This window comes from Simplicispira sp. (assembly GCF_028687295.1).
Taxonomy (GTDB): domain Bacteria; phylum Pseudomonadota; class Gammaproteobacteria; order Burkholderiales; family Burkholderiaceae_C; genus Simplicispira; species Simplicispira metamorpha.
This window is the reverse complement of sequence record NZ_JAQUAL010000015.1, coordinates 11,566-36,721: the sequence shown is the minus strand read 5'-3', so window position 1 is coordinate 36,721 and position 25,156 is coordinate 11,566. Positions and strand designations below refer to the sequence as shown.

The following is a 25,156-nucleotide window of genomic DNA, read 5'->3' as shown; positions in this document are numbered from 1 at the left end:
CCACGCGCTGGCGCCCTTCCAGCACGTAGCGGATTTCGGCCTCCAGCCGCCCCACTTCCGCCGTGGCCTCATAGAGCTTGGCCTGGGCCTGGTTGAGCGCATCACCCGCACCGTAGTGCGCCTGGCGCACGGTTTCGAGTTCAGATTCGACCTGGCGCAGCTCGGCCATGCGCGCTTCCAGGTCGTTGACGGCTTGCAGGCCTTCCAGACGCACTTTGTTTTGCTGCTCTTCGGCCTCGGCGCGTTTCAGAAACCACTGCTGCTGCTGTTTGAGCGTCACGCTGGCGTGCAGGGCGTGGTATTTCTGGGCAATGGCCGCCTGCGTTTCGAGTTTTTCGAGGTTGGCATTCAGCTCGCGCAGGATGTCTTCCACGCGGGTGAGATTTTCGCGGGTGTCGGAGAGGCGGTTTTCGGTTTCGCGGCGGCGCTCTTTGTATTTGGATACGCCCGCAGCCTCTTCGAGGAACAGGCGCAAATCTTCGGGGCGGCTTTCAATGATGCGGCTGATGGTGCCCTGGCCAATGATGGCGTAGGCGCGCGGCCCCAGGCCGGTGCCCAGAAACACGTCCTGCACATCGCGCCGGCGCACTGGCTGGTTGTTGATGTAGTAGCTGCTGGTGCCGTCGCGGGTGAGCACGCGCTTGACGGCAATCTCTACATATTGGTTCCACTGGCCACCGGCGCGGTGGTCTTCGTTGTCGAACACCAGCTCCACGCTGGCGCGGCTGGCACTCTTGCGCGTGGTGGTGCCGCTGAAGATCACGTCCTGCATGGACTCACCGCGCAGCTCGCTGGCTTTGCTCTCGCCCAGCACCCAGCGCACCGCATCCATGATGTTGGATTTGCCGCAGCCGTTCGGCCCCACCACGCCCACCAGTTGGCCTGGCAGCATGAAGTTGGTGGGTTCAGCGAACGACTTGAAGCCAGAGAGCTTGATGGAATTGAGACGCACGAAAGACCCTGTAACACCGCGCCGCTGGCACAGCGCCAGTGCCGGACAGTCAACGCTGCCCTGCGCGCTGCTATGCCAAACGGTTCAAGGTGCGAATGTTACCCGAGGCGTCCACCCGTTCGGACGCCTGCGGGCGTATTACCTGACGTTATGCAACCTGTCGGTGCTGCGCCGCCGTGTGCAGGCCACGGCCATGGCAGCAAGCGGCCCTGCGGCAAGGTGCCAGTTACTCACTTTTCAGGAGCTGCCAGCGCATACCAGCAAAGGGCCAGGGCCACAAAATGCTTGAAAAAATCAAGCCCACTTCGCACCCCATCAGCGGCGCTTATTTCACCAGCGCCAGCATGTCTTTGAAAGCCGGGTGCTCGCAACTGCGCAGCCACTCGAAGGCCACCATTTCCGTCGTCACCAGCTCGGCGCCCGCACCGGCCAGGCGGTCAAAAGCGGCGTCGCGGTTGCGCTCGGTGCGCGAGCTGCACGCGTCGGTCACCACCCACACGTCAAACTCGTCCTCGATCAAGTCGAGCGCGGTTTGCAGCAGGCACACATGGGCTTCGCAGCCCGCAATGACGATCAGGCCACGCTCGGGCGCCAGCGGGGCGGGCGGTTTTTGCAGGTGCTTGGGCAGGCTGCGGGCGTTGCCGCCCTGCTGGGGTTTGGCGGGCGGGCGCAGCCACTCGCCCAGGCCCTCTTCAGCAGCACTGAAATGCATTTTCGACAAGGTTTTGTCGCACAGTGCGCGCAACTGCGCATCGTTGGGGCCCAGGCGCGAGGGGTTTTGCTCGGTGCCCCACACGGGCACTTCGACCAGCTTGGCCACCTGGGCCAGGCGCAGCGCATTGGCCAGCACCAGCGGGGCTTCAAAAATGGCGGGCATGAGGCGGCTTTGGTAGTCCACCAGCACCAATTGGGATTCAGAGGCGTCAAGCAGCATGGGGGTTCTTTCTGTGAATGCGGTGAGGAATGGCCACGATTGTCGCAGCGCACGGCACTGCGTGGACAGCCGCCGCATGAAGGGCGACGCTCAGGCGTGCAGCCCTCCCAGCGCCTGCGCCAGCGCACTGGCCATGGGCACGCAGTTGCTGGGGTGGGCGACGCAGTCGGTGCTCCAGAACTGGCCCACGCCCGCCGCGTGCAGCGCTTGCAACGAGGCAGCATCGATCAGCGCATGCGTTACGGCCACATCCACCGATGCCGCGCCCGCCTGCCACAGCAGCCGCGTGGCCTGGGCCAAGGTATGGCCGGTGCTGGCCATGTCGTCCAGCAGCACCACCGCCCTGCCCTGCACGTTGACCGGCGGCAGGGCGATGGTGACGCTGCGGTCGCCGTGGCGCTCTTTGGTGCAGACGGCATGCTGTAGGCCGTGGCGCGCAGCGGCCTGCGCCACCCACTGGGCAGATTCACCATCAGGCCCCACCAACAGCGCACCGGGGCGCTGGCGCACGATCCAGTCGGCCAGCAGCGGTGCGCCACTGACCACCACGGTCTGCGCGGCAGGCACTGCCTCCTGCAAGGTGGCCACGCGGTGCAGGTGCGGGTCCACGGTCACGACGGCATCAAACAAATCGGCCAAAAAAGGGCCCACGATGCGCTGGCTCACTGCCTCGCCGGGGTGGAACGCGATGTCCTGGCGCATGTAGGCCAGGTACGGCGCCACCAACGTGAGGTGGCGCACGCCCAGGCTGCGGGCGGTGCGGGCAGCCAGCAGCAGCTCGATGAGCTTGTCGTTGGGCTGGTGCAGGCTGCGCAGCAGCACGGCACGCGCGGGCAACTGGCCCGAGGCATCCACCGGCAGCGTGAGCTTGAGTTCGCCATCGGGAAAGCGATGGCGTGCAATGGGCAGCGCGATGAGGCCTGCCGCAGCGGCCAGGCCCGCAGCGGCAGCCTGCTCGTCATCCAGGTAGAGCAGGCAGGATGGGCCTGCATCCAGCATGTGGGGGGATGCGGCCATGCTCAAAACTCCACAAACACGCGGGGCATGTCGTCCGCCGTACCAATGCGGTAGGCGCTGGCACGGGCACTGGCCTGGCGGGCAAACTCCAGGTCAGCACCATAGCCCGCATGCACGCGGTACAGCACATCGCCCTGGGCCACGGCGTCGCCCAGTTTGCACAGCAAATCCACCCCAGCGCCCTGCACCTTGGGCGCCCCGGCCAGCCGGGCAATGCGGGCGATTTGCAGGTTGTCTATGCCCGCCACTACACCGGCAGCACTGGCACACACGTCAAAACTCAGTGCGCCCAGCGGTGGGTGGTTGTGGTCAAACTCCTTGGCGCCCTGGGCGGCGATGATGGCGCGCATGCGGGCCAGCGCACGGCCCGAGTCGAGGATGTCGCGGGCAATGGCGTAACCATCGCCACCACGCACATCGGGGTCGCACTCAATCAGACGCCCGGCCAGGCGCAGGGATTTTTGCCGCAGGTCGTTGGGCGCAGACGGGTCGTTTTCGAGTACACGCATCACGTCACGCGCCTCCAGCACCGGGCCAATGCCGTTGCCGATGGGCTGGCGTCCATCGGTGATAACCACGTCCAGCGACAAGCCCAGCCGGTGCGCCACGTACTCAAACAAGCGGCGCAGGCGCTGGGCCTCGGGCATGGAGCGCACCTTGGCCGTGGGGCCAATCGGAATATCCAGCACCAGGTGCGTAGAGCCCGCCGCTATTTTTTTCGACAGGATGGATGCCACCATCTGCCCGGGCGAGTCGATGGCCAGTGGCCGCTCTACCGAGATGAGCACGTCATCAGCGGGCGAGAGTTGGGCCGTGCCACCCCAGGCCAGGCAACCGCGGTGGTCGCGCACGATGCGCTGCAACTCCTCCAGGGGCAGCTGCACATTGGCCAGCACTTCCATGGTGTCAGCGGTGCCTGCGGGCGAGGTGATGGCACGCGACGATGTTTTGGGGCACAGCATGCCGTGCGCAGCCACGATGGGCACGATCAGCATGGAGGTGCGGTTGCCCGGAATACCGCCGATGCAGTGCTTGTCCACCACCAGCGGTTCGTGCCAGTCCAGGCGCTGGCCACTGGCCACCATGGCATCCGACAGGAAAAACACCTCCTCGCGGTCGAGTTCATCGCGGTGGCAGGCGACGACAAAGGCCGTCAGCTCAATCTTGGAATAGTGGCGCTCGGCAATGTCGCGCACGATGGCGTGAAAGTCTGCGCGCGCCAGGCGCTCGCCCGAAATCTTCCGAAACAGCGCCCCCATGGATTCGGGCGGCTCGGCCTGCGACACCGCCACCATATAGCCGTTGGGCACGCCCAGCTGGGCAAACGCATCTTCCGACAGGCCCAGCTCGTTGCAGCCCACGATGCACGGATCGTCCACCACGTTCACCGTGGCCAGAACATGGCGCCCGTTGGCGCGCACATCCACCTTCGACAACGCCTGGAAGCCCTCGGCACGGTACACGGCGCAATCGCGGTGCAGGTAGGCGACGTTTTCACGCCAGGTGTCTATGGCCACGCGGCGCAGCGCCAGGCGGGACACGGGCACGGCCCCCGGTGTGGCCGTGGCAGCAGCAGTGTCCGATGCGGGCACCAAAGGGGTATCAAGGGTTTCAGCAGGCATGCGTGCAAGCCTACACCGTATTTTTTCTCAGGCCATCTGGGCAAAAACACCGGCTTGACAGGCTTTTTGCGCTAATCCCGCTCGCAGTGCGTGTTACCCTTCGCGCCCATGTCTAAATGGTTTTGCACTTTGCTGGTGGCCTGCGCCACCGCCCACGCGGCCCCTGGCTCGGCACCCTCTGACGACATGGACAAGCTCCTGGCCGACAAAGGTTTGCTCAACCAGCTCGTCGAGATCCGCCACAACGTGGCTGAAAAGGCCCAGGACAAGCTTTCTCAGGTCGGCCAAAACGTCGCCAACAGGGCGCATGACGTGGTGGATCGCACCTCTGATCTGGTGGTCACGGCCATGGGCTTTCTGGGCGTTCCCTACCGCCGTGGTGGCAACAGTGCAGAAAGCGGCTTCGATTGCAGCGGCTTTGTGCGCGCCATGTACCAGCAAACCGTGGGCCTGATGCTGCCGCGCCGCGCAGACCAGCAGGCCGCCTCCACCCAGGTCATCGACAAAAAAGAACTGCAGCCGGGCGATCTGGTGTTTTTCAACACCATGCGCCGTGCTTTCAGCCACGTCGGTATTTATGTGGGTGATGGCAAATTCATCCACTCGCCCCGCAGCGGCTCCGAAGTTCGCGTGGAAAGCATGCAAACCGCCTACTGGGCACGCCGCTTTGACGGCGCCCGTCGCGTCGCAGAAGATGGCGCAGATGCCTCACCATCCAAACCATAAAATTTGATACTTTTTGCCTTTTGGCCCTTGTGCAGTAAGCGCAAGCAGCTATCAAATCGATAGTAAAAAAGCCAGCAACGCGATGTTGCTGGCTTTTTGCTTTCAGGGGCCACAACTGGCCCTGGGCTTAACCGGCTGCGGCGGCCTCTTCGGGTTCGGCAGGCTCAGACTTGGCAGAGCGCTCCTTCTTGGGCAGGGGCTGGATGTCCAGCACCACCTCGGCGGCTTCCACGCCCTTGTCGTCGGTCTTGGTTTCGATGTCCACCGTCAGGCGGCCACCGTCTTGCAGGCGACCAAACAGCAGCTCGTCGGCCAAGGCACGGCGGATGGTGTCCTGGATCAAGCGCTGCATGGGGCGTGCGCCCATGAGCGGATCGAATCCCTTCTTGGCCAGGTGCTTGCGCAGCTTGTCGGTGAAGGTGACCTCCACCTTTTTCTCAGCCAGCTGTTGCTCCAGTTGCAGCAGGAACTTGTCCACCACGCGCAGGATGATGTTTTCGTCCAGCGCCCTGAAGCTGACGATGGCATCCAGCCGGTTGCGGAACTCGGGCGTGAACAGGCGCTTGATGTCGCCCATTTCATCACCGGCCTGGCGCGGGTTGGTGAACCCGATGGTGGCCTTGTTCATGGTCTCGGCGCCCGCGTTGGTCGTCATGATGATGATGACGTTGCGGAAGTCGGCCTTGCGCCCGTTGTTGTCCGTCAGCGTACCGTGGTCCATGACCTGCAACAGCACGTTGAAAATGTCCGGGTGCGCCTTCTCGATTTCGTCGAGCAGCAGCACGGCGTGCGGCTTCTTGGTGATGGCCTCGGTCAGCAGGCCACCCTGGTCAAAGCCGACATAGCCGGGCGGCGCGCCAATCAGGCGGCTGACGGCATGGCGCTCCATGTACTCGGACATATCAAAGCGGATCAGCTCAATACCCAGGATGTAGGCCAGCTGCTTAGCCGCTTCGGTCTTGCCCACGCCCGTGGGGCCACTGAACAAGAAAGAACCAATCGGCTTGTCGCCCTTGCCCAACCCCGAGCGCGCCATCTTGACGGCGCTGGCCAGCACTTCAAGCGCCTTGTCCTGGCCGAACACCACCGACTTGAGATCGCGCTCCAGCACTTGCAGCTTGCCACGATCGTCGTTGGAGACGTTGGCCGGGGGAATGCGGGCAATCTTGGCCACAATCTCTTCGATCTCGGTCTTGCCAATGGTTTTCTTGCGCTTGGAGGGCACCAGGATACGCTGGGCGGCCCCGGCCTCGTCGATCACGTCGATGGCCTTATCGGGCAGGTGGCGGTCGTTGATGTACTTGGCGCTGAGTTCAGCGGCCGCTTGCAGGGCGGCTGCGGCGTACTTGACGCTGTGGTGCTCTTCAAAGCGTGACTTGAGGCCCTTCAGAATGTCCACAGTTTCAGCCACCGTGGGCTCGACCACGTCCACTTTCTGGAAGCGCCGCGACAGGGCTGCATCTTTTTCAAAGATGCCACGGTATTCGGTGAACGTGGTGGCACCAATGCACTTGAGAACACCCGAGCTGAGCGCGGGCTTGAGCAAGTTGGAGGCGTCCAGCGTGCCGCCGGAGGCAGCGCCAGCCCCAATCAGCGTGTGGATTTCATCGATGAACAGCACCGCGTTGGGCTTGTCTTTGAGTGACTTGAGCACGCCCTTGAGGCGCTGCTCAAAATCGCCCCGGTACTTGGTGCCTGCCAGCAGCGCGCCCATGTCCAGCGAATAAACAGTGGCCTCGGCCAGGATTTCAGGCACATCTTTTTGCGTGATGCGCCAAGCCAAGCCCTCGGCAATGGCCGTTTTGCCCACGCCAGCCTCGCCCACCAGCAGCGGGTTATTTTTGCGGCGGCGGCACAAAATCTGGATGGTGCGCTCGACCTCGTAGTGGCGGCCAATGAGCGGATCGATCTTGCCGTCCTTGGCCAGCTGGTTGAGGTTTTGCGTGAACTGCTCCAGCGGCGAGGTTTTTTCGTTTTTCTCGCCAGTGGCGCCTTCTTCGCCCTCAGTCGGGCCTTCAGTGCCCTTGACGGGCTCGGGCGGCTCACTTTTCTTGATGCCGTGGGCGATGAAGTTGACCACGTCCAAGCGTGTCACCCCCTGCTGGTGCAGGTAGTACACGGCGTGCGAGTCCTTCTCGCCAAAAATGGCTACCAGTACGTTGGCGCCGTTGACTTCCTTTTTGCCATTGCCCGTGGACTGCACGTGCATGATGGCGCGCTGGATCACGCGCTGAAAACCCAGCGTGGGCTGGGTGTCCACTTCGTCGTTGCCAGCCACCTGCGGGGTGTTGTCCTTGATGAAGTTGGCGAGCGAAACGCGCAAATCATCGATATTGGCTGAGCATGCGCGCAACACCTCGGCTGCGCTGGGGTTATCAAGCAATGCAAGCAACAGATGCTCCACGGTAATGAACTCGTGGCGCTGCTGGCGGGCCTCTACAAAGGCCATGTGCAAGCTGACTTCCAGTTCCTGGGCAATCATGTGAACTCCTTTGTGCTTGCGGGGAAAGTGGTGACGTATGTCGGGGTGCAACGGCTGTTATTCAACAGGCTCACTCACACATTGCAATGGGTGCCCAGCCTTGTGGGCGGCTTCCAGAACCTGATCGACTTTGGTGGCGGCAATATCGCGCGAATACACGCCACACACGCCTTTGCCGTCCAAGTGGATCTTGAGCATGATCTGCGTGGCAGTTTCGCGATCCTTGCTAAAAAATTCCTGCAAAACCACGATCACGAACTCCATGGGCGTGTAGTCGTCGTTGAGCATGAGCACCTGGTACATCTGCGGCGGCTTGGCTTTTTGCGGCAGCCGCTCCAGTACGACCGAACCGCCGTCGTCCGGCACGGGCCGCTGCACAGCGGGCGCGGGGGGAGAGGATGGGGGTTGTGTTGCCATGAAATTCATTCTAGCGATGCGCGCGTGTTGGCGCTGTAAAAGGGAATCTGCAAAAACTACTCGTAAACGATGGTAGCCACGCCATCGCCCGCCTGCCCGGCCCAGGCAGCCAGGGCTGCATCGGTGGGAAAGGTGCGGTGTGCGTCGCTCAACTGCACTTCGGCCTTGGCCGCACCCTGCGCTGCCATGCACTGAACAGCCAGGCGCAACCGCAGTCCGTGCTGTAGCGACTCGCCATGCCCGGTAGTCTCGTTTTTACAAGGGTGCTGTCTCAGCGTCTGGGCAATATCGGGCAGCTTGTCGCCCACCACCAGGTACAGGTATTTGCCAAACCGGCAGCGCGCTGTGGCCAGATCCATCACCTGCTGGACGATAAAGCGTGCCTCAAACCCGTTGCGTCCGGGTTGCAGGCGGCCACTGACGATGACCAGTTCATCTTCCTGTAGCAAATCGCGGTAAGTGTTGATAACCGCCTCGCTGGCCGAAGCTTCAACGCGCGCCGAGGTATCGTCCAGCACAAAAATACCTTGCTTTCCACGCATGCCATTGACCACGCGAAAACCGCCGACGATACCGGCAATGGTCTGGGTATCGCGGGTATCGGTCAGGTCGCTGATGCGGGTGCGCACAAAACGCCTTACCTCGCGCTCCACCTCGTCGAACAGGTGGCCAGACAGGTAAAAACCCAGCGCAGGTTTCTCGTAAGTCAGGCGCTCCTTTACCCCCCAGGGCGCGATGGCAACCAGATCGGGTTCTTCGGTGCTGGAGCCGTGGGTGTCTTCACCCCCCATATCGAAGAGGCCGCCTTGGTTGGCATTGGCTAACGTCGCAGTGGCAAAGTCAAAAGCCCGGTCAATCGAGGCTGACAACGCCGCGCGGTTGGGCTCGACGGCATCAAAGGCCCCCGCCTTGATGAGCGCATCCACCGTGCGCTTGTTGATTTTGCTGCGTTCCACACGCACGCAAAAATCAAACAGGCTCTTGAACGGCCCGCGGGTACTGCCCTGCGGGCCATCGCCACGTCCCTCGCGCGCCGCCACGATCGCCTCGATAGCGGCCTGCCCCGTGCCCTTGACAGCCCCCAGCCCGTAACGAATGACCTTATCGGACACCGGCTCGAAACGGTAGTTACCGCTGTTCACGTCAGGGGGCTCAAAGCGGATGGCAAAGTTTTTCTGCGCGTCTTCCAGCAACACCTTGAGCTTGTCGGTATCGTCCATTTCGACGGTCATGTTGGCGCAGAAGAACTCGGCGGTGTAGTGCACCTTGAGCCAGCCCGTGTGGTATGCCAGCAGCGAGTACGCAGCAGCGTGCGACTTGTTGAAGCCGTACCCGGCAAACTTCTCCATCAGGTCAAAAACCTCGTCGGCTTTCTCCTGGCTGATGTCATTCTTGGCGGCCCCGGCGCGGAAGATGGCACGGTGCTCGGCCATTTCTTCGGCTTTTTTCTTGCCCATGGCGCGGCGCAGCATATCGGCGCCGCCCAGCGAGTAGCCGCCCAGAATCTGCGCCGTCTGCATCACCTGCTCTTGGTACACCATGATGCCGTAGGTCTCGGACAGCATTTCGGCCACCAACGGGTGCGGGTACTCGACGGGCTCTTTGCCGTGCTTGCGGTTCACAAAGCTCGGGATCAGGTCCATCGGGCCGGGACGGTACAGCGCGTTCAGGGCGATCAGGTCTTCCAGCCGCGAGGGCCGCGCCTCCTTGAGCATGCCCTGCATGCCACGGCTTTCAAACTGGAACACTGCTTCGGTTTTTCCTTCCGAAAACAGGCGGTACGTGGCCACGTCGTCCAGGGCGATATTCTCGAAAGCAAAATTTTCCTGCCCCGGGTGGCGCTGCATGATGAACTCGCGCGCAATTTCCAGGATGGTCAGCGTCGCCAGGCCCAAGAAGTCGAACTTGACTAGGCCAATGGCTTCCACATCGTCCTTGTCGTACTGGCTCACCGCCGACTCGCTGCCGGGCTGCTGGTAGAGCGGACAAAAATCAGTAAGCTTGCCTGGTGCGATCAGCACACCGCCCGCGTGCATGCCGATGTTGCGTGTCATGCCTTCGAGCTTTTGCGCCAGCGCCAGCAGGGTTTTGACTTCGTCTTCTTTCTCCAGGCGTTCTGCCAGCACAGGCTCGACCTCAATGGCCCCGGCAATGGTGATGTGCTGGCCCGGCTTGTTCGGAATGAGCTTGCTGATGCCGTCACAAAAGGTGTAGCTCATGTCCAGCACCCGGCCTACGTCGCGGATGGCGGCGCGCGCGGCCATGGTGCCGAAGGTGGCAATCTGGCTGACGGCATTCTTGCCGTATTTGTCTTTCACGTAGTCGATCACGCGGTCGCGGTTGGACTGGCAAAAGTCGATGTCGAAGTCAGGCATCGAGACACGTTCGGGGTTCAAAAAACGCTCGAACAGCAGGTTGTATTCCAGCGGATCCAGATCTGTGATCTTCAGGGCATAGGCCACCAGCGACCCGGCACCAGAACCGCGCCCCGGCCCCACGGGGCAGCCATTGTTTTTCGCCCACTGGATAAAGTCGCCCACAATCAGGAAGTACCCCGGAAAACCCATCTTGAGAATGGTGGCCAGCTCGAATTCCAGCCGCTCCACGTAGCGCGGGCGCTGCGCCTGGCGCTTGGCCTCATCGGGGTAGAGGTGCAGCAGGCGCTCGTTCAGGCCCTCATGGGAGACGTACCGAAAATAATCTTCCACCGAGAGAATTTCGCCATTGACCGGCGGGATGGGAAAGTTGGGCAACTGCGGCTTGCCCAGCACCAGCGTCAGGCTACAGCGCCGGGCGATCTCTACCGTATTGGCCAGCGCCGAGGGCACATCAGCAAACAAGGCCTGCATTTGCACCGATGATTTGAAATACTGCTCCCGGGTAAAACGGCGCACGCGGCGCTGGTTGCCCAGAATTTCGCCCTCGGCAATGCACACGCGGGCCTCGTGGGCCTCGTAGTCGTCTTCGGTAAAAAACTGCACTGGGTGCGTCGCCACCACGGGCAATTTCAGGCGTGCTGCCAGTTGCACCGCGGACACCACATGGGCCTCATCGTCGGGGCGGCCAGCGCGCTGTATCTCCAGGTAAAAACGGTGTTCAAACAGATTCGCCAGCCGCTGCGCCAGCTGCTCTGCACCAGCCTCATCGCCACGCACCAAAGCCTGCCCTACAGGCCCGGCTTGTGCCCCTGACAAAGCAATCAGCCCCGCACCCAGCTCTTGCAGCCAGGCCCAGGTACACACAGCTTGTGACTTGATCTGGTTGCTTGTCCAGGCACGGGCCAACAGCTCCGACAGATTCAGGTAGCCCTGGTGGCTTTGCACCAGCAGCACCATGCGCGAAGGCGCTGCGGTGCCCTCACCCTCCAGCACAATTTCTGCCCCAAGCACGGGCTTGACGCCTTTGCCGCGTGCTTCTTTATAGAACTTGATGGCACCAAACAGGTTATTGAAATCCGTGATGGCCAGCGCAGGCTGGCCGTCGGCGGCGGCGGCTTTGACCACCTCGTCGATACGGTTGGTGCCGTCAATGACGGAAAACTCGGTGTGCAGGCGCAAATGAACAAACATGGGCGCCATTGTAGAAACCATGGCCCTCTGCCGTCCGCGAGGCACTGGGGTACGGCGCCAGCCATCGCTGCCCTGCGCGTTCCTGCCACCATTACAATGCCCTGCCCCGGCCAGTCCTTCCATGGCACTTGGCCGCCCCAGACACCCATGCCTCTTATTGCCAGAAAGCCGCCCGCCATGCTGCGTTCGCCCTATGCGATTTTTCCTTCCCTGCTGGTTGCCAGCGCGCTGCTGGCAGGCTGCTCCAGCACCCCTGAGGACAAAACCGCAGGCTGGTCCACCGACCGCATCTACGCCGAGGCCCGCGACGAAATGGGCAGCGGCGGTTACGACAAAGCCGTCCCCCTGTTTGAAAAGCTTGAAGGCCGTGCCGCTGGCACACCGCTGGCACAGCAAGCACAGCTGGACAAAGCCTACGCCCAATACAAAAGCGGCAGCAAAGCACAGGCCATCGCTACGCTGGACCGGTTCATGAAGCTGCATCCCGCCAGCCCGGCACTGGACTACGCCCTCTACCTCAAAGGCCTGATCAACTTCAACGATGACCTGGGGATGTTCTCTTGGGTATCGCGCCAGGATTTGTCAGAGCGCGACCAAAAAGCCGCCAAAGATTCATTTGAAGCCTTCCGCGAGCTGAGCACACGCTTTCCCGAGTCTCGCTACGCCCAGGATGCGCGCCAGCGCATGACCTACATCGTCAACTCCCTGGCGCAGTACGAGGTACATGTGGCGCGCTACTACTTCCAGCGCGGAGCTTACGTCGCAGCCATTGGCCGGGCCCAGAACGCACTGGCAGACTACCAGGCCGTGCCAGCCCTGGAAGAGGCGCTCTACATCCTCATCCAATCCTACGACGCCCTGGGCATGACCCAGCTGCGCGATGACGCACGCCGTGTCATGGATGCCTCCTACCCCCAAAGCACCTATCTCACGCATGGTTTCAAAAACAAGCAAGAGCCGTGGTGGAAAGTATGGTGAGTACAGGGCATGTCCAAAGCATTTCGCCTCACAGCTTCCACCGGAATCCACAAGGGTGACCGCGACTACCAGCAAGACCAAGTAGCTTTGCTGGCGCACCAACGCTACAACGGCTGCGTTCTCGGTGTGCTGGCCGATGGCATGGGTGGGCGCAGCGGTGGCCGCAAAGCCTCCGACCAAGTGATGATGACGGCGCGCCAGCTCTTTGAGCGCTACTCCCCCGACCACGACGACGCAGCCACTGTTCTCAAGAACATGGTGCAAGAAGCACACATCGTGATCCGGATGACTGCCATCTCCGCAGAGCAAGAACCCCACAGCACCATTGCGGCGTTTCTGATCAATCCACGCGGCGACTGCCACTGGGTTCACTCAGGCGACTCGCGCATCTACCACTTCAGAAACGGTGCCATGGTGCAGCGCACCCTGGACCACTCCTATGTCCAGGCGTTGGTAGACCGGGGCGAAATCACCGAAGCCGAAGCCAACAACCACCCCCACTCCAACATCCTGGTCGGCTGCCTGGGCGCAGAAAGCGACCCGCCCATCGCCACCCACCTGATCTCGCAACTCCAGCCCGGCGATGTGCTCATGGCTTGCAGCGATGGCGTGTGGCACTACTTCTCGCCTGCTGAGCTGGCGTCAGTGGTGGAATCCCTCACGCCGCGCGAAGCCACCGAATTCCTGATCGACAAAGCCCGTGGTCGCGCCCGCGGCGGGGGCGACAATCTCTCTCTGGTGATCGTGAAAATCGAGGTGCTGGAAGAGCCGAAAAAGCCCCTCTCCATGCCTTTCCCCCCGCGCTAGGCGCAGGGCACGTGTGGCATCACGTCAGGCCGGTATCCACCACACGGCGTTCCAGCGCCAGAAACTCCTTGGACTGCATCTCATTGAGGCGCGACACCGTTCGCGGAAACTCGTGCGCCAGCGGGCCTTCGGTGTAGAGCTGCTCAGGCGGCACCGCTGCCGACACAATGAGTTTGACGCGCCGGTCGTACAGCACATCTACCAGCCAGGTAAAGCGCCGCGCGGGCGACGCCATACTGACCGGCATGTACGGCACACCCGACAGCATCACGGTATGGAACTGGTTGGCGATTTCCAGGTAATCGTTTTGCGATCGTGGGCCACCGCACAGCTCTTTGAAGTCGAACCAGACCACACCGCCCGCTTTGCGCCGGGCACGCAGCTCGCGGGCCTCGATGTGCAGCACCGGGTCTTCGTCGTGGATTTCAGCCAGCTGGTCGAAAGCCTGTGCCATCTCCGCATCAGCCTGCGCGCCCAATGGCGTGTGGTAGAGCCGCACATGCTCGAGCGTGCGGCGGCGGTAGTCGGTGCCGTTGTCCACGTTGATGACTTCCATGCGCTGGTTGAGCAGCGCAATGGCAGGCAGGATGCGGTCGCGGTGCAGCCCGTTGGGGTACAGGCCGTTGGGCTCAAAATTGGAGGTGGTGACAAAACCCACGCCATTCTCAAACAGCGCCACCAGCAGGCGGTGCAGGATCATGGCATCGGTGATGTCGGCCACGTGGAACTCATCAAAGCAGATGAGCTTGTAGCGTTTGGCAATGCGCGCACCCAGCACATCCAGCGGGTTTTGCGTACCCTGCAAGCCTGCCAGCTCGCGGTGAACTTCGCGCATGAACTCATGAAAGTGCAGGCGCACCTTGCGCTTGAGCGGTACGGCGTCGAAAAAGCACTCCATGAGAAAGCTCTTGCCGCGCCCCACGCCGCCATACATATAGACGCCCTTGGGGATGTCCGGGCGAATGAGCAGTTTTTTCAGCGCATTGGAGCGGCGTGCTTTGTATACCGCCCACTCATCGGCGCAGCGCTGCAACGCCTGTACGGCACGCAGTTGGGCAGGATCGCTCTGGAAGCCTTTGGCGGCGAGTTCGGCCTCATAGGCCTGGGTGACGGAAACAGACAACGCAGCGCCTTTCTGCTATAAAAAACAGAGCTACTAGCGCCCACCACATGGGCGCTAGAGCCACTTTTTACCTTGATTTCTATCAGAAATTCAGGGTGCGCTTGTCCACGGCCAAGGCTGCTTCCTTGGTCGCTTCCGACAGCGAGGGGTGGGCGTGGCAGATGCGGGCGATGTCTTCGGCGCTGGCCTTGAACTCCATGGCCACCACGGCTTCAGAGATCAGTTCAGAGGCCATCGGGCCCACAATGTGGACACCCAGGATTTCGTCGGTAGCGGCATCGGCCAAGAACTTCACCATGCCGGTGGTGTCACCCAGCGCACGGGCGCGGCCATTGGCCAGGAACGGGAAGGTGCCGGCCTTGTATTTGACGCCGTCGGCCTTGAGCTGCTGCTCGGTGCGGCCCACCCACGCAATTTCGGGGCTGGTGTAAATCACCCAGGGAACGGTATTGAAGTTGACATGGCCGTGCTGGCCCGCAATGCGTTCGGCCACAGCCACGCCTTCTTCTTCGGCCTTGTGCGCCAGCATCGGGCCACGCACCACGTCACCCACCGCCCACACGCCGGGCAGGTTGGTCTTGCAGTCGCCATCAACCACAATCGCGCCGCGCTCGTCCAGTTGCAGGCCGACAGCTTCGGCGTTCAGGCCGTTGGTGTTGGGCACGCGGCCAATCGACACGATGAGCTTGTCGGCGTCCAGCGTCTGGGCTTCGCCCTTGGCGTTGGTGTAGGCGATGGAGACGCCCTTTTTGCCGTTCTTGATATCGCCAACCTTCACGCCCAGTTCAATCTTCAGGCCCTGCTTGTCGAAGGCTTTTTTGGCTTCTTTGGCGATTTGCTCGTCCACGGCGCCGAGGAAGGTGGGCAAACCTTCGAGGATCGTGACATCGGCACCCAGACGGCGCCAGACCGAACCCATTTCCAGGCCAATCACGCCCGAACCAATCAGTGCCAGCTTTTTCGGCACAGCACCGATGCGCAGCGCGCCGTCGTTGGACAGCACGTTTTCTTCGTCAAATGGCGTTCCAGGCAAGGCGCGCGCGTTGGAGCCAGTCGCAACGATGACTTGTTTGGCCACCAGGGTTTCAGGCTTGTCGCCAGCCACTTGCACTTCATAGCCACCTTCCACTGCTTTGGCAAAGGAGCCGCGACCATGGAAGAAGCTGACCTTGTTCTTTTTGAACAGGTACAGGATGCCGTCGTTGTTCTGTTTCACGACGTTGTCCTTGCGGGCAATCATCTTGGCCACGTCCATCTTCACGTCTTTGGCGCTGATGCCATGCTCGGCAAAGTGGTGGTTGGCGTGGTCAAAGTGTTCGGACGATTGCAGCAGCGCCTTGGACGGGATGCAGCCCACGTTGGTGCAGGTGCCACCGGGTGCGGGGCCGCCCTTGTCGTTCTTCCATTCGTCGATACAGGCGACGTTGAAACCCAGCTGGGCAGCACGGATGGCGGCAATGTAGCCACCGGGGCCAGCGCCGATCACGACAACATCAAATGCTTTGCTCATAAAAATCTTTCTCAATCGGTTGCAAAAAAACCCACCGATGGGCGCCAGCACAAGCCGGGCCACATGGGTGGGTCAATCCATCAGGGTTTAGATGTCAAACAGCAGGCGCGAGGGGTCTTCCAGCGCTTCCTTCATCGCGACCAGGCCCAGCACGGCTTCGCGGCCATCAATGATGCGGTGGTCGTAGGACATGGCCAGGTAGTTCATCGGGCGGATGACGATTTGGCCGTTTTCCACCACAGCGCGGTCCTTGGTGGCGTGAACGCCCAGAATGGCCGATTGCGGTGGGTTGATGATGGGCGTGGACAGCATGGAGCCGAAGGTGCCACCGTTGGAGATGGAGAAGGTGCCGCCGGTCATTTCTTCAATGCCCAGCTTGCCTTCTTGGGCCTTCTTGCCGAATTCGGCAATTTTCTTCTCGATGTCGGCAAAGCTCATCTGGTCGGCGTTGCGCAAAATCGGCACCACCAGACCACGGGGCGAACCGACAGCAATACCGATGTCGAAGTAGCCGTGGTAGACGATGTCGTTGCCATCCACCGACGCATTCAGCACCGGGAACTTCTTCAGCGCATGCACCGCCGCCTTGACGAAGAAGCTCATGAAGCCGATTTTGACACCGTGCTCTTTGCTGAAGGCGTCTTGGAACTTCTTGCGCATTTCCATCACCGGGGCCATGTTCACTTCGTTGAACGTGGTCAGGATGGCGTTGGTGGACTGCGATTGCAGCAGGCGCTCGGCCACACGGGCGCGCAGACGGCTCATGGGCACGCGCTGCTCGGGGCGGTCGCCCAGGTTTTGCACTGCAGGCGCTGCCACTTGGGGCAAAGATTTGGCTGGAACGCCCGTGGGGATTGCGCTAGCAGCTACAACTTTAGTAGCGCGAGCAGCCACAGCACCCAGCACATCGCCCTTGGTCACACGGCCATCTTTGCCCGTACCCGTGACGGCGGACACCGACAGGTTGTTGTCAGCCAGCAGCTTGGCGGCGGCAGGCATGGCCACGTCACCCTTGGATGCAGCAGCAGGGGCAGCCACTGCCGCAGCGGCCACGGCAGCCGCAGCGGCTGCGGGCGCAGCAGCGACGGCACCCGCAGTGGCTTCGGTGTCGATCTTGGCAATGAGTTGCTCGGCCACCACGGTGGCGCCATCGCCCTGGATGATCTCTGCCAACACGCCAGCAGCCGGTGCAGGCACCTCCAGCACGACCTTGTCGGTCTCGATCTCGATCAGGATTTCGTCGATGGCGACAGCCTCGCCGGCCTTCTTTTTCCAGGTCAGCATGGTGGCTTCGGCCACGGATTCGGACAGTTGCGGAACTTTGACTTCTACGATAGCCATTTGAATTCTTTCGGAAAGGGGGTTCTGTTCTGGATTCGGGTTGCTGGCCTTACTTGGTCAGTACAAAACCCTTGAGCTTGCCAAAGGCGCCGTCCACCAGTGCCTTTTGTTGTTCCTGGTGCAGGTGCGAGTAACCCACGGCAGGCGATGCCGAGGCTGCACGACCGGAGTAACCCAGTTTCTGGCCATCCAGCATGTTCTCGTGGATGTTGTGCTGGATGAAGAACCAGGCGCCCTGGTTTTGCGGCTCGTCCTGGCACCACACGATGTCGGTGGCGTTGGGGTACTTCTTCAGCTCGGCAGCAAAAGCCTTGTGCGGGAAGGGGTACAGCTGCTCGACGCGGATGATGGCCACATCGTCCAGCTCTTTTTCTTCGCGCTTCTTGACCAGGTCGTAATAGACCTTGCCCGAGCAGGCTATGACACGCTTGACCTTGTCGTCCTTGAGCGCTTTGCTCTCGGGAATGACGGTCTGGAACGCACCCTTGGTGAACTCGGACAGCGGCGACGTTGCATCCTTGTTGCGCAGCAGCGACTTGGGCGTGAAGATGATCAGCGGCTTGCGCAGATCGCGCACCATCTGGCGGCGCAGCACATGGAAAATCTGGCTGGCCGTGGTGGGCTGCACGATTTGCATGTTGGTATCCGCAGCCAACTGCATGAAGCGTTCCAGACGTGCCGAGCTGTGCTCAGGGCCCTGGCCTTCGTAGCCGTGGGGCAGCATCAGCGTCAGGCCGTTGGCGCGGCCCCACTTCACTTCGCCAGAGGCAATGAACTGGTCAATCACCACCTGGGCGCCGTTGGCAAAGTCGCCGAACTGCGCTTCCCAGATCACCATGGTGTTGGGATCAGAACCGGCATAGCCGTATTCAAAGCCCAGCACAGCCTCTTCAGAGAGGATGGAGTCGATGACGACGAACGGTGCCTGGTTATCGGCCACGTTTTGCAGGGGCACGTAGGTGCCGGTGTCCCATTTTTCGCGATTTTGATCGTGAATCACGGCGTGGCGGTGCGTGAAGGTGCCACGGCCACAGTCTTCGCCCGACAGGCGCACTGGGTAGCCACTGGCCACCAGCGAAGCAAAAGCCATGCTTTCACCCATGCCCCAGTCCACGTTGGTCTCGCCCCGGCCCATTGCGGCGCGATCGTCATAGACTTTCTTGACGAGTTGGTGCGGTGTGACGGTATCGGGGATGGTGGTGAGCTTTTCGGACAGGCGTTTCCACTCGGTCAAGGGGATGGCGGTATCACCCGCATCTGTCCACTTCTTGCCCACGAAGGGAGACCAATCGACCGCATACTTGCTCTTGAAGTTGGTCAGCACCGGATCAACAGTGTGCTTGCCCGCATCCATGGCGGCGCGATAGGCTTTGGCCATATCGTCACCCAGCGTGGCACCCAGACCTTGGGCGGCGAGCTTGTCTGCGTAGAGCTTGCGGGTTCCGGGGTGGGCCGCAATCTTCTTGTACATCAGCGGCTGGGTCAGGCTGGGAGTGTCTTGCTCGTTATGGCCCAGCTTGCGGAAGCAGGTGATGTCCACCACCACGTCCTGGCGGAATTCCATGCGGAACTCCAGCGCCAGCTGCGTGGCCAGCACTACAGCTTCAGGATCGTCGCCATTGACGTGCAGCACGGGAGCTTCGACCATCTTGACGATGTCGGTGCAATACACAGTCGAGCGCATGTCGCGCGGATCCGAAGTGGTAAAACCAATCTGGTTATTGATGATGATGTGTACCGTGCCGCCCGTGGTGTAACCACGGGTTTGCGCCAAGGCCAGGGTTTCCTGGTTGACACCTTGGCCGCCAAAAGCAGAGTCGCCATGCACCAGCACCGGCAACACTTGGCTGCCCTTGGGGTCGGCGCGGCGATCCATGCGGGCGCGCACGGAACCTTCCACCACCGGGTTCACGATTTCCAGGTGCGAAGGGTTGAACGCCAGCGACAGATGCACCGGGCCACCTGCGGTGGACACGTCAGAGCTGAAGCCTTGGTGGTATTTGACGTCACCGGCAGGCAAATCTTCGGGAGCGGTGTGCTCAAACTCGGCGAACAGGTCAGCAGGCATTTTGCCCAGCGAGTTCACCAAAACGTTCAGGCGACCACGGTGGGCCATACCGATCACAATCTCCTGCACGCCCTTGCTGCCTGCCGACTGGATGAGCTCATCCATGGAGGCAATAAAACTCTCGCCGCCTTCGAGCGAAAAGCGCTTTTGGCCCACATACTTGGTGTGCAGGTAACGCTCCAGACCCTCGGCAGCCGTCAGGCGATCAAGAATGTGCTTCTTCTTTTCTGCACCAAAATTGGGCTTGCTGCGAATGCTTTCAAGCTTTTGCTGCCACCAGCGCTTTTGTGCCTGGTCGCTGGTGTACATGTACTCGGCGCCCAAGGTACCGCAGTAGGTTTCGCGCAGCGCATTGAGCAGCTCGCGCAGGGGCATCTTGTCTTTGCCGAAGAAAGTGTTGCTGGTATCAAACACAGTCTCTTGGTCGGCATCGCTGAAACCGTAGAACGACGGCTCCAGTTCAGGAATGGCAGGGCGCTCGGTGCGCTTGAGTGGATCAAGGTCTGCCCAACGCTGACCGACATTGCGGTAGGCGGCAATGAGTTGCTGCACTGCGGTGCGCTTGCGGCCCATTTCGGCGTCGGCACTGGCAACCACCACTTTGGTGCCGCCAGCTTTGGCACGTTCGGCAAATGCATTGACTACTGGAAGGTGGGGCACATCTTTGGCGTTGGAACCATCGACTGCGGGAACATGCTGCAGCGCATCGAAATAATCGCGCCAGCTGTCGGGGACACTGCCTGGATTAGCCAGGTAGTTCTCATACATCTCTTCGACATAAGGCGCATTGCCGCCGAAAAGGTAAGTGTTGCCTTGGTAGGCTTGATAGACGGATGTCTTATCGCTCATATTCCGCTGACCTCAGCTTTCCTGGAGAAAGCATTAGCTGGTTTAAGAAACCTTCCGCGACACGGCTGAACCGATTGGCGGATGCGACTGTGGCTGGGGAAGGGCCTAGGGTACGGCCAGCATTGTGCCACTGAAAGTGCTCCCATGCGGCACGAAAAATGCCCATCTGGCATGCCTGCACTTCTGCGCGCACCATCGTGCAACTCGCTTACATTGGCTTTATTGCACAGCACAACACTTTTATATGACCTCGCCATCTCCACAGAACAAAACCTTCCTGTTGCTACTGGTTGCAGTGTCGTTGGCATTTGCAGCCATCCTGTGGCCTTTTTATGAAGCGGTTTTCTGGGGCGTCGTGCTGGCCATTCTTTTTTCACCACTGCATCGGCGCCTGCTGTTGCGCATGCCACGCAGGCACAATCTGGCGGCGCTGGCCACTTTGGTGCTGTGTCTGATCGTAGTGATTCTTCCCATGACGCTGCTGAGCATTTCACTGATTCAGGAAGCCACTCACATTTATGACAGGCTGCGATCAGGGCAACTGAATGTGGGCGATTATTTTCAGCAAATCATCGCCGCACTGCCCTACTGGGCATTGGAGTTGCTGAACCGACTGGAACTGACCAGCATGGCAGCACTACAGCAAAAACTCTCCACCATTGCCGTGCAAGGCAGCCAACTGATTGCCACGCGCGCGCTCAACATTGGTCAAAATACTTTTCAGTTCCTGATCAGCCTTGGGATCATGCTGTACCTGCTGTTTTTCCTGCTTCGCGATGGCGCCGCATTGGCCATCAGAGTGCGCAATGCTGTTCCACTGGAGGAAGCACACAAGCGCGATCTGAGCCAAAAGTTCACCACAGTAATCCGTGCCACCGTCAAAGGCAACATTGTGGTGGCCGCTTCACAAGGGCTGCTGGGCGGCTTCATCTTTTGGGCGTTGGGCATTCAGGGGCCTGTGCTTTGGGGGGTTCTCATGGCATTTTTATCATTGCTACCAGCTGTCGGAGCCGGGCTGATATGGGTTCCTGTGGCCATTTATTTTTTTGCTACCGGCGCACTCTGGCAGGCCGTCACACTCACTGCATTTGGCGTTTTCGTCATAGGCTTGGTAGACAATATTCTTCGCCCTGTTCTGGTGGGCAAAGACACCAAAATGCCAGACTATGTGGTGCTGATTTCCACGCTGGGCGGGATGGCGCTCTTCGGTTTGAATGGATTTGTCATCGGCCCCGTGATTGCAGCGTTGTTCATGGCGACATGGGATCTCTTTGCGCCAAAAACACCAACGTGAAAACAATCAACCTGCGTGGTGCGCTGCGCACAACAACAGCCCAATACGCCCGCGAATTGGATTGAAGCGCATGATGGAATAAACAATGAATATCGTGATCCTCGATGACTACCAGGACGCTGTGCGCAAGCTTCACTGCGCCAGCCGCCTGGACGCTTACACCGCCAAGGTGTACACCAACACGGTCAAAGGCTTGGGACAGTTGTCAGTGCGACTGAAAGATGCCGACATCATCGTCCTGGTGCGTGAGCGCACACAAATCACCCGCCAGCTGATAGAAAAGCTGCCACGCCTGCGCATGATTGCCCAAACCGGCAAGGTCGGCAACCATGTGGATGTGCTGGCATGTACTGAGCACGGTGTGGCTGTGGCCGAAGGCGTAGGCTCACCGGTAGCCCCCGCAGAGCTGACCTGGGCGCTGATCATGGCCGCCATGCGGCGCCTGCCACAGTACATCTCCAACCTCAAGCACGGGGCCTGGCAACAATCTGGCCTCAAATCGGGCTCCATGCCACCTAATTTTGGTATTGGCACCGTTTTGCGTGGCAAAACCTTGGGCATCTGGGGCTACGGAAAAATTGGTCAGATTGTGGCGGGCTATGGCCGGGCGTTCGGCATGAATGTGCGTATCTGGGGCCGCGAAGCCTCCCGCGCCAAAGCACTGACCGACGGATTCCAAGTTGCCAGCACCCGCGAAGAATTTTTTGCACAGTGCGATGTGGTGTCGCTGCATTTGCGGCTCTGTGAAGAAACACACGGCAGCATCACCCTCGAAGATCTCTCCTGCATGAAGCCGACGGCGCTGCTGGTCAACACATCGCGGGCAGAACTGCTGGAGCCTGATGCATTGATTACAGCGCTCAATCGGGGACGCCCCGGCATGGGCGCTGTGGATGTTTTTGAGAGTGAGCCTATTTTGCAAGGCCATGCACTGCTCAGGCTGGAGAACTGCGTCTGCACACCACATATCGGTTATGTGGAGCAAGACAGTTACGAGTTGTATTTCGGGGCAGCATTTGATAATGTGGTGAACTACATCAAAGGCACCCCCACCAACATCGTCAACCCGGGGGCGTTGCAGGTACGCCGCTGACCTGACTGCGGATTTCAGTGGCCATGCTGTGCTCAGCCAATTCATCGGCCACGGCCTCCCCAACCACTTGCCGCACAACCGACTCCACCTCTTCGCGCAGCCTCGGCAGCACGGATCTCGTCTGCTCTTGCACTACGGTGGCGATGGCATCGCGCAGACGCTGATCCAAAGACACATCCACGCGCTGCATGATGCAATGAACCAGACGCTCTTCCAATCCCGGGGGCAGTGCAGCGGGCAGCAATGCCGCCACAGGGACAGGAGCCTGCGCTGCCAAGACCACAGGCTGTACAGGCAATTCAATGGGATCAGGCACCACTTCGGTCAGGGTGGGTACAAAACGAGGGGGTGCTTTAGGGTGCTTGACCATTTCAGAACTCCTTGAGCACCAGATCGTGGCGCACGATGGTATGCCCGCTCTGGGCGTATTGGCGCCAGCGTATGCGGGCACATTGCCGGTCGGCGTCGTCGTGGGCGGCGACCACTTCGATCAGACGCTCAAAAAGCGTGTAGCCCTGCGGCACCGCATCACCCAGGTTCAGTAACACCTCACGGTGTCTGGCCTGACGCGGATCGGTCAGCAGCAACACGGGCGATGCCTCCAGCAGTTCTGGCGCATCCTGCACTGTGCAATGGGCAACAAAATCTTGCGGCGCCATGTGCCACAGCATTTTGTCCAAGGACACCAGCGTGTCTGGTGCCCCCGTGATGACCAGCCGCTTGTCAAGGCACACCATTTTCCGCGCGAACCGGCAGGCATATGCCAGCTTGTCTGGCGCATTGAAATGGAAAGCAACTTCGGTCATGCCTGGCGATCACCTCACTCAGGTACGCCGTGCGCTGACCGCCTTGGCGCGGGGCGCACGCGCCGGCTTGGGAGCTGGCACAGGAACCGCAGCACACTCTGGCTGTCCTTCTGGCGCAGCTGCCGCATCGACCAGGTATTGCAGCAGCAAAGCCACCGGACGCCCTGTTGCCCCCTTGGCAGAGCCCCCCTTCCAGGCGGTGCCAGCGATATCCAGATGCGCCCAAGGCCACTCGCCAACAAACCGTTGCAAAAATTTGGCTGCCGTGATGGAGCCTGCTGGCCGACCCGCTACGTTGGCCACATCGGCAAAATTGCTTTTCAGGCCCTCAGCGTAATCCTCGTCCAGCGGCAGGCGCCAGCACGGGTCTTGCGCCGCTTCACCAGCAGCCAGCAAAGCGGCGGCCAATGCCTCGTCACTGGAAAACAGACCGCTGCGCACGCCGCCCAGGGCAATCACACAAGCACCAGTCAGGGTGGCAATGTCCACCACGGCTGCGGGCTTCAAGCGTGCGGCATAGGTCAGCGCATCGCACAGCACCAGACGGCCTTCAGCATCGGTGTTGAGGATTTCAATGGTCTGGCCGCTCATGCTGGTGACCACGTCGCCAGGCTTGATGGCGCGGCCATCAGGCATGTTTTCACAGGCAGGAATCAAACCCACCACGTTGATGGCCGGCTGCAGTTCGGCCAGCGCGCGGAACACGCCCAGCACGCTGGCGGCACCGCACATATCGAACTTCATTTCGTCCATTTCAGCCGCTGGCTTGATGGAGATGCCACCGGTGTCAAACGTGATGCCCTTGCCCACCAGCACCACTGGAGGCTGGGATTTTGCAGCGCCGTTGTAGCGCAGTTCAATGAAACGCAACTCTTCCTCAGAACCACGCGCCACCGCCATGAAGGCCCCCATGCCCAGCTTGGCCACGTCGGCAGGCCCCATCACCTTGCACTGCACGCCGGGGTGCTTGGCCAGTTCTTTGGCCGCCGCCGCCAGCAGCGTAGGCGTGGCATGGTTGGCGGGGCGGTTGCCCCATTCACGCGCCAGCTCTACGCCCACGGCAGTGGCAACGCTGCGCGCAAAAGCGTCAGCGACTGCAGTGGCGTCCTCCACACCCAGCACCACACGGTTGAGCGTGCGCGCCTCAGCCTTGGGCTTGGTGGCGGTGTAGACATAGCTCACCTGCGACACCGCCATCACCGCAGCGGCCACCGCACCCGCATCGGCCGCACCCGCAAAACAAACCACCGCACGCTTGACCGTGCCGGTAAAGGCACCGGCCAACGGGTGTAGCGCCTGGCGCACGGCAGCCGCCTTGCCTGTGCCGATTCCGGCTAGCACCACACGGCGCGCCGCCACAGTGGGCACCTGGTAGCAATGCAGATTTTTCCCCGGCTTGGTCTGCAGATCTCCACTGTGCAAGGCCTGCGCCACCAGCGCCGAGAGTGCATCCTGGCCTGGGGCAAAGCCTTCAGGCACCAGCAAAACCAGCAAATCACATTTTTCTGTCACGGCTGCGGACAGGGTGAGCGACTTCAAATCAAAGTTCATAATGGCCCTTTTCGTTC

General features: G+C 60.9%; 19 protein-coding genes. 5 read left to right on the top strand and 14 right to left on the bottom strand.

Annotation, left to right across the window (positions count from 1 at the left end; all coding sequences use genetic code 11):
- From PHX69_RS03440 to PHX69_RS03425, 4 genes are all read right to left on the bottom strand, one after another.
- The coding region (locus tag PHX69_RS03440) for a chromosome segregation SMC family protein (protein ID WP_288042375.1) at positions 1–952 on the bottom strand (952 nt) is incomplete at its 3' end.
- 325 nt (positions 953–1,277) lie between these two features.
- Positions 1,278–1,886: an isochorismatase family protein gene (locus tag PHX69_RS03435; RefSeq protein ID WP_288042374.1), complete on the bottom strand. Its 609-nt coding sequence runs from the start codon at positions 1,884–1,886 to the stop codon at positions 1,278–1,280.
- A 90-nt stretch (positions 1,887–1,976) separates the two neighbouring features.
- The gene (locus tag PHX69_RS03430; RefSeq protein WP_288042373.1) at positions 1,977–2,903 is read right to left on the bottom strand and encodes a ribose-phosphate diphosphokinase; all 927 of its coding nucleotides are present in this window, start codon (positions 2,901–2,903) and stop codon (positions 1,977–1,979) included.
- Between the two features lie 2 nt (positions 2,904–2,905).
- The gene (locus tag PHX69_RS03425) at positions 2,906–4,525 is read right to left on the bottom strand and encodes a thymidine phosphorylase family protein (RefSeq protein WP_119012583.1); all 1,620 of its coding nucleotides are present in this window, start codon (positions 4,523–4,525) and stop codon (positions 2,906–2,908) included.
- Between the two features lie 108 nt (positions 4,526–4,633).
- Between PHX69_RS03425 and PHX69_RS03420 the strand changes: the two genes are divergently transcribed.
- Positions 4,634–5,251, top strand: a complete 618-nt coding sequence (locus tag PHX69_RS03420) for a C40 family peptidase (RefSeq protein ID WP_288042372.1) — start codon at positions 4,634–4,636, stop codon at positions 5,249–5,251.
- 127 nt (positions 5,252–5,378) lie between these two features.
- On the opposite strand, the gene clpA is transcribed toward PHX69_RS03420, so the two are convergent.
- The 3 genes from clpA to dnaE are packed head-to-tail and all read right to left on the bottom strand — an operon-like array spanning position 5,379 to position 11,719.
- Positions 5,379–7,733, bottom strand: coding sequence for an ATP-dependent Clp protease ATP-binding subunit ClpA (gene clpA, locus PHX69_RS03415; protein ID WP_288042371.1), 2,355 nt, complete (start codon positions 7,731–7,733; stop codon positions 5,379–5,381).
- 57 nt (positions 7,734–7,790) lie between these two features.
- Positions 7,791–8,159 (bottom strand): ATP-dependent Clp protease adapter ClpS, encoded by a 369-nt coding sequence (gene clpS / locus PHX69_RS03410; protein WP_119012581.1) that lies wholly within the window; start codon positions 8,157–8,159, stop codon positions 7,791–7,793.
- A 47-nt stretch (positions 8,160–8,206) separates the two neighbouring features.
- Entirely contained in the window at positions 8,207–11,719 is a 3,513-nt protein-coding gene (gene dnaE, locus PHX69_RS03405; protein ID WP_288042370.1) for a DNA polymerase III subunit alpha, read from the bottom strand.
- A 177-nt stretch (positions 11,720–11,896) separates the two neighbouring features.
- On the opposite strand from dnaE, the gene PHX69_RS03400 reads away from it, so the two are divergent.
- Both PHX69_RS03400 and PHX69_RS03395 read left to right on the top strand, forming a co-directional pair.
- Positions 11,897–12,697 carry an outer membrane protein assembly factor BamD gene (locus PHX69_RS03400; RefSeq protein ID WP_119012580.1) on the top strand — a complete coding sequence of 267 codons (801 nt, stop codon included), beginning with the start codon at positions 11,897–11,899 and terminating at the stop codon, positions 12,695–12,697.
- Positions 12,698–12,706: 9 nt separating this feature from the next.
- Complete coding sequence (locus PHX69_RS03395) at positions 12,707–13,504, top strand: PP2C family protein-serine/threonine phosphatase (RefSeq protein ID WP_288042369.1); 798 nt, start codon at positions 12,707–12,709, stop codon at positions 13,502–13,504.
- 19 nt (positions 13,505–13,523) lie between these two features.
- Here the strand turns inward: PHX69_RS03395 and zapE are convergent, their stop codons facing one another.
- The 4 genes from zapE to PHX69_RS03375 form a co-directional block, all read right to left on the bottom strand.
- Positions 13,524–14,627, bottom strand: a complete 1,104-nt coding sequence (gene zapE / locus PHX69_RS03390; RefSeq protein WP_119012578.1) for a cell division protein ZapE — start codon at positions 14,625–14,627, stop codon at positions 13,524–13,526.
- 82 nt (positions 14,628–14,709) lie between these two features.
- Entirely contained in the window at positions 14,710–16,137 is a 1,428-nt protein-coding gene (gene lpdA / locus PHX69_RS03385; RefSeq protein ID WP_119012577.1) for a dihydrolipoyl dehydrogenase, read from the bottom strand.
- A gap of 87 nt (positions 16,138–16,224) precedes the next feature.
- Positions 16,225–17,478 (bottom strand): 2-oxoglutarate dehydrogenase complex dihydrolipoyllysine-residue succinyltransferase, encoded by a 1,254-nt coding sequence (odhB, locus tag PHX69_RS03380; protein ID WP_288042368.1) that lies wholly within the window; start codon positions 17,476–17,478, stop codon positions 16,225–16,227.
- 49 nt (positions 17,479–17,527) lie between these two features.
- Positions 17,528–20,395, bottom strand: a complete 2,868-nt coding sequence (locus PHX69_RS03375; protein ID WP_119012575.1) for a 2-oxoglutarate dehydrogenase E1 component — start codon at positions 20,393–20,395, stop codon at positions 17,528–17,530.
- 244 nt (positions 20,396–20,639) lie between these two features.
- Between PHX69_RS03375 and PHX69_RS03370 the strand changes: the two genes are divergently transcribed.
- Both PHX69_RS03370 and PHX69_RS03365 read left to right on the top strand, forming a co-directional pair.
- Complete coding sequence (locus tag PHX69_RS03370) at positions 20,640–21,689, top strand: AI-2E family transporter (RefSeq protein WP_288042367.1); 1,050 nt, start codon at positions 20,640–20,642, stop codon at positions 21,687–21,689.
- An 85-nt stretch (positions 21,690–21,774) separates the two neighbouring features.
- Positions 21,775–22,782 (top strand): D-2-hydroxyacid dehydrogenase family protein, encoded by a 1,008-nt coding sequence (locus tag PHX69_RS03365; protein WP_119012573.1) that lies wholly within the window; start codon positions 21,775–21,777, stop codon positions 22,780–22,782.
- Here PHX69_RS03365 and PHX69_RS03360 read toward each other — a convergent pair.
- From PHX69_RS03360 to PHX69_RS03350, 3 genes are read right to left on the bottom strand one after another with little or no spacing between them, the layout of a single operon-like run.
- Entirely contained in the window at positions 22,751–23,152 is a 402-nt protein-coding gene (locus PHX69_RS03360; RefSeq protein WP_119012572.1) for a hypothetical protein, read from the bottom strand. The genes PHX69_RS03365 and PHX69_RS03360 overlap by 32 nt on opposite strands.
- A 1-nt stretch (position 23,153) precedes the next feature.
- Positions 23,154–23,588: a DNA polymerase III subunit chi gene (locus tag PHX69_RS03355; protein ID WP_288042366.1), complete on the bottom strand. Its 435-nt coding sequence runs from the start codon at positions 23,586–23,588 to the stop codon at positions 23,154–23,156.
- 18 nt (positions 23,589–23,606) lie between these two features.
- Positions 23,607–25,139 (bottom strand): leucyl aminopeptidase, encoded by a 1,533-nt coding sequence (locus PHX69_RS03350; protein WP_288042365.1) that lies wholly within the window; start codon positions 25,137–25,139, stop codon positions 23,607–23,609.
- Between the last annotated feature and the right edge of the window lie 17 nt (positions 25,140–25,156).

Coding starts and splice junctions, on each gene's coding strand:
- PHX69_RS03365 (WP_119012573.1), top strand. CDS start 21,775: ATGAATATCGTGATCCTCGATGACTACCAGGACGCTGTGCGCAAGCTT.
- PHX69_RS03360 (WP_119012572.1), bottom strand. CDS start 23,152: ATGGTCAAGCACCCTAAAGCACCCCCTCGTTTTGTACCCACCCTGACC.
- PHX69_RS03370 (WP_288042367.1), top strand. CDS start 20,640: ATGACCTCGCCATCTCCACAGAACAAAACCTTCCTGTTGCTACTGGTT.
- PHX69_RS03435 (WP_288042374.1), bottom strand. CDS start 1,886: ATGCTGCTTGACGCCTCTGAATCCCAATTGGTGCTGGTGGACTACCAA.
- PHX69_RS03355 (WP_288042366.1), bottom strand. CDS start 23,588: ATGACCGAAGTTGCTTTCCATTTCAATGCGCCAGACAAGCTGGCATAT.
- clpS (WP_119012581.1), bottom strand. CDS start 8,159: ATGAATTTCATGGCAACACAACCCCCATCCTCTCCCCCCGCGCCCGCT.
- PHX69_RS03425 (WP_119012583.1), bottom strand. CDS start 4,525: ATGCCTGCTGAAACCCTTGATACCCCTTTGGTGCCCGCATCGGACACT.
- PHX69_RS03430 (WP_288042373.1), bottom strand. CDS start 2,903: ATGGCCGCATCCCCCCACATGCTGGATGCAGGCCCATCCTGCCTGCTC.
- PHX69_RS03395 (WP_288042369.1), top strand. CDS start 12,707: ATGTCCAAAGCATTTCGCCTCACAGCTTCCACCGGAATCCACAAGGGT.
- PHX69_RS03375 (WP_119012575.1), bottom strand. CDS start 20,395: ATGAGCGATAAGACATCCGTCTATCAAGCCTACCAAGGCAACACTTAC.
- dnaE (WP_288042370.1), bottom strand. CDS start 11,719: ATGTTTGTTCATTTGCGCCTGCACACCGAGTTTTCCGTCATTGACGGC.
- PHX69_RS03420 (WP_288042372.1), top strand. CDS start 4,634: ATGTCTAAATGGTTTTGCACTTTGCTGGTGGCCTGCGCCACCGCCCAC.
- lpdA (WP_119012577.1), bottom strand. CDS start 16,137: ATGAGCAAAGCATTTGATGTTGTCGTGATCGGCGCTGGCCCCGGTGGC.
- clpA (WP_288042371.1), bottom strand. CDS start 7,733: ATGATTGCCCAGGAACTGGAAGTCAGCTTGCACATGGCCTTTGTAGAG.
- PHX69_RS03350 (WP_288042365.1), bottom strand. CDS start 25,139: ATGAACTTTGATTTGAAGTCGCTCACCCTGTCCGCAGCCGTGACAGAA.
- PHX69_RS03400 (WP_119012580.1), top strand. CDS start 11,897: ATGCTGCGTTCGCCCTATGCGATTTTTCCTTCCCTGCTGGTTGCCAGC.
- odhB (WP_288042368.1), bottom strand. CDS start 17,478: ATGGCTATCGTAGAAGTCAAAGTTCCGCAACTGTCCGAATCCGTGGCC.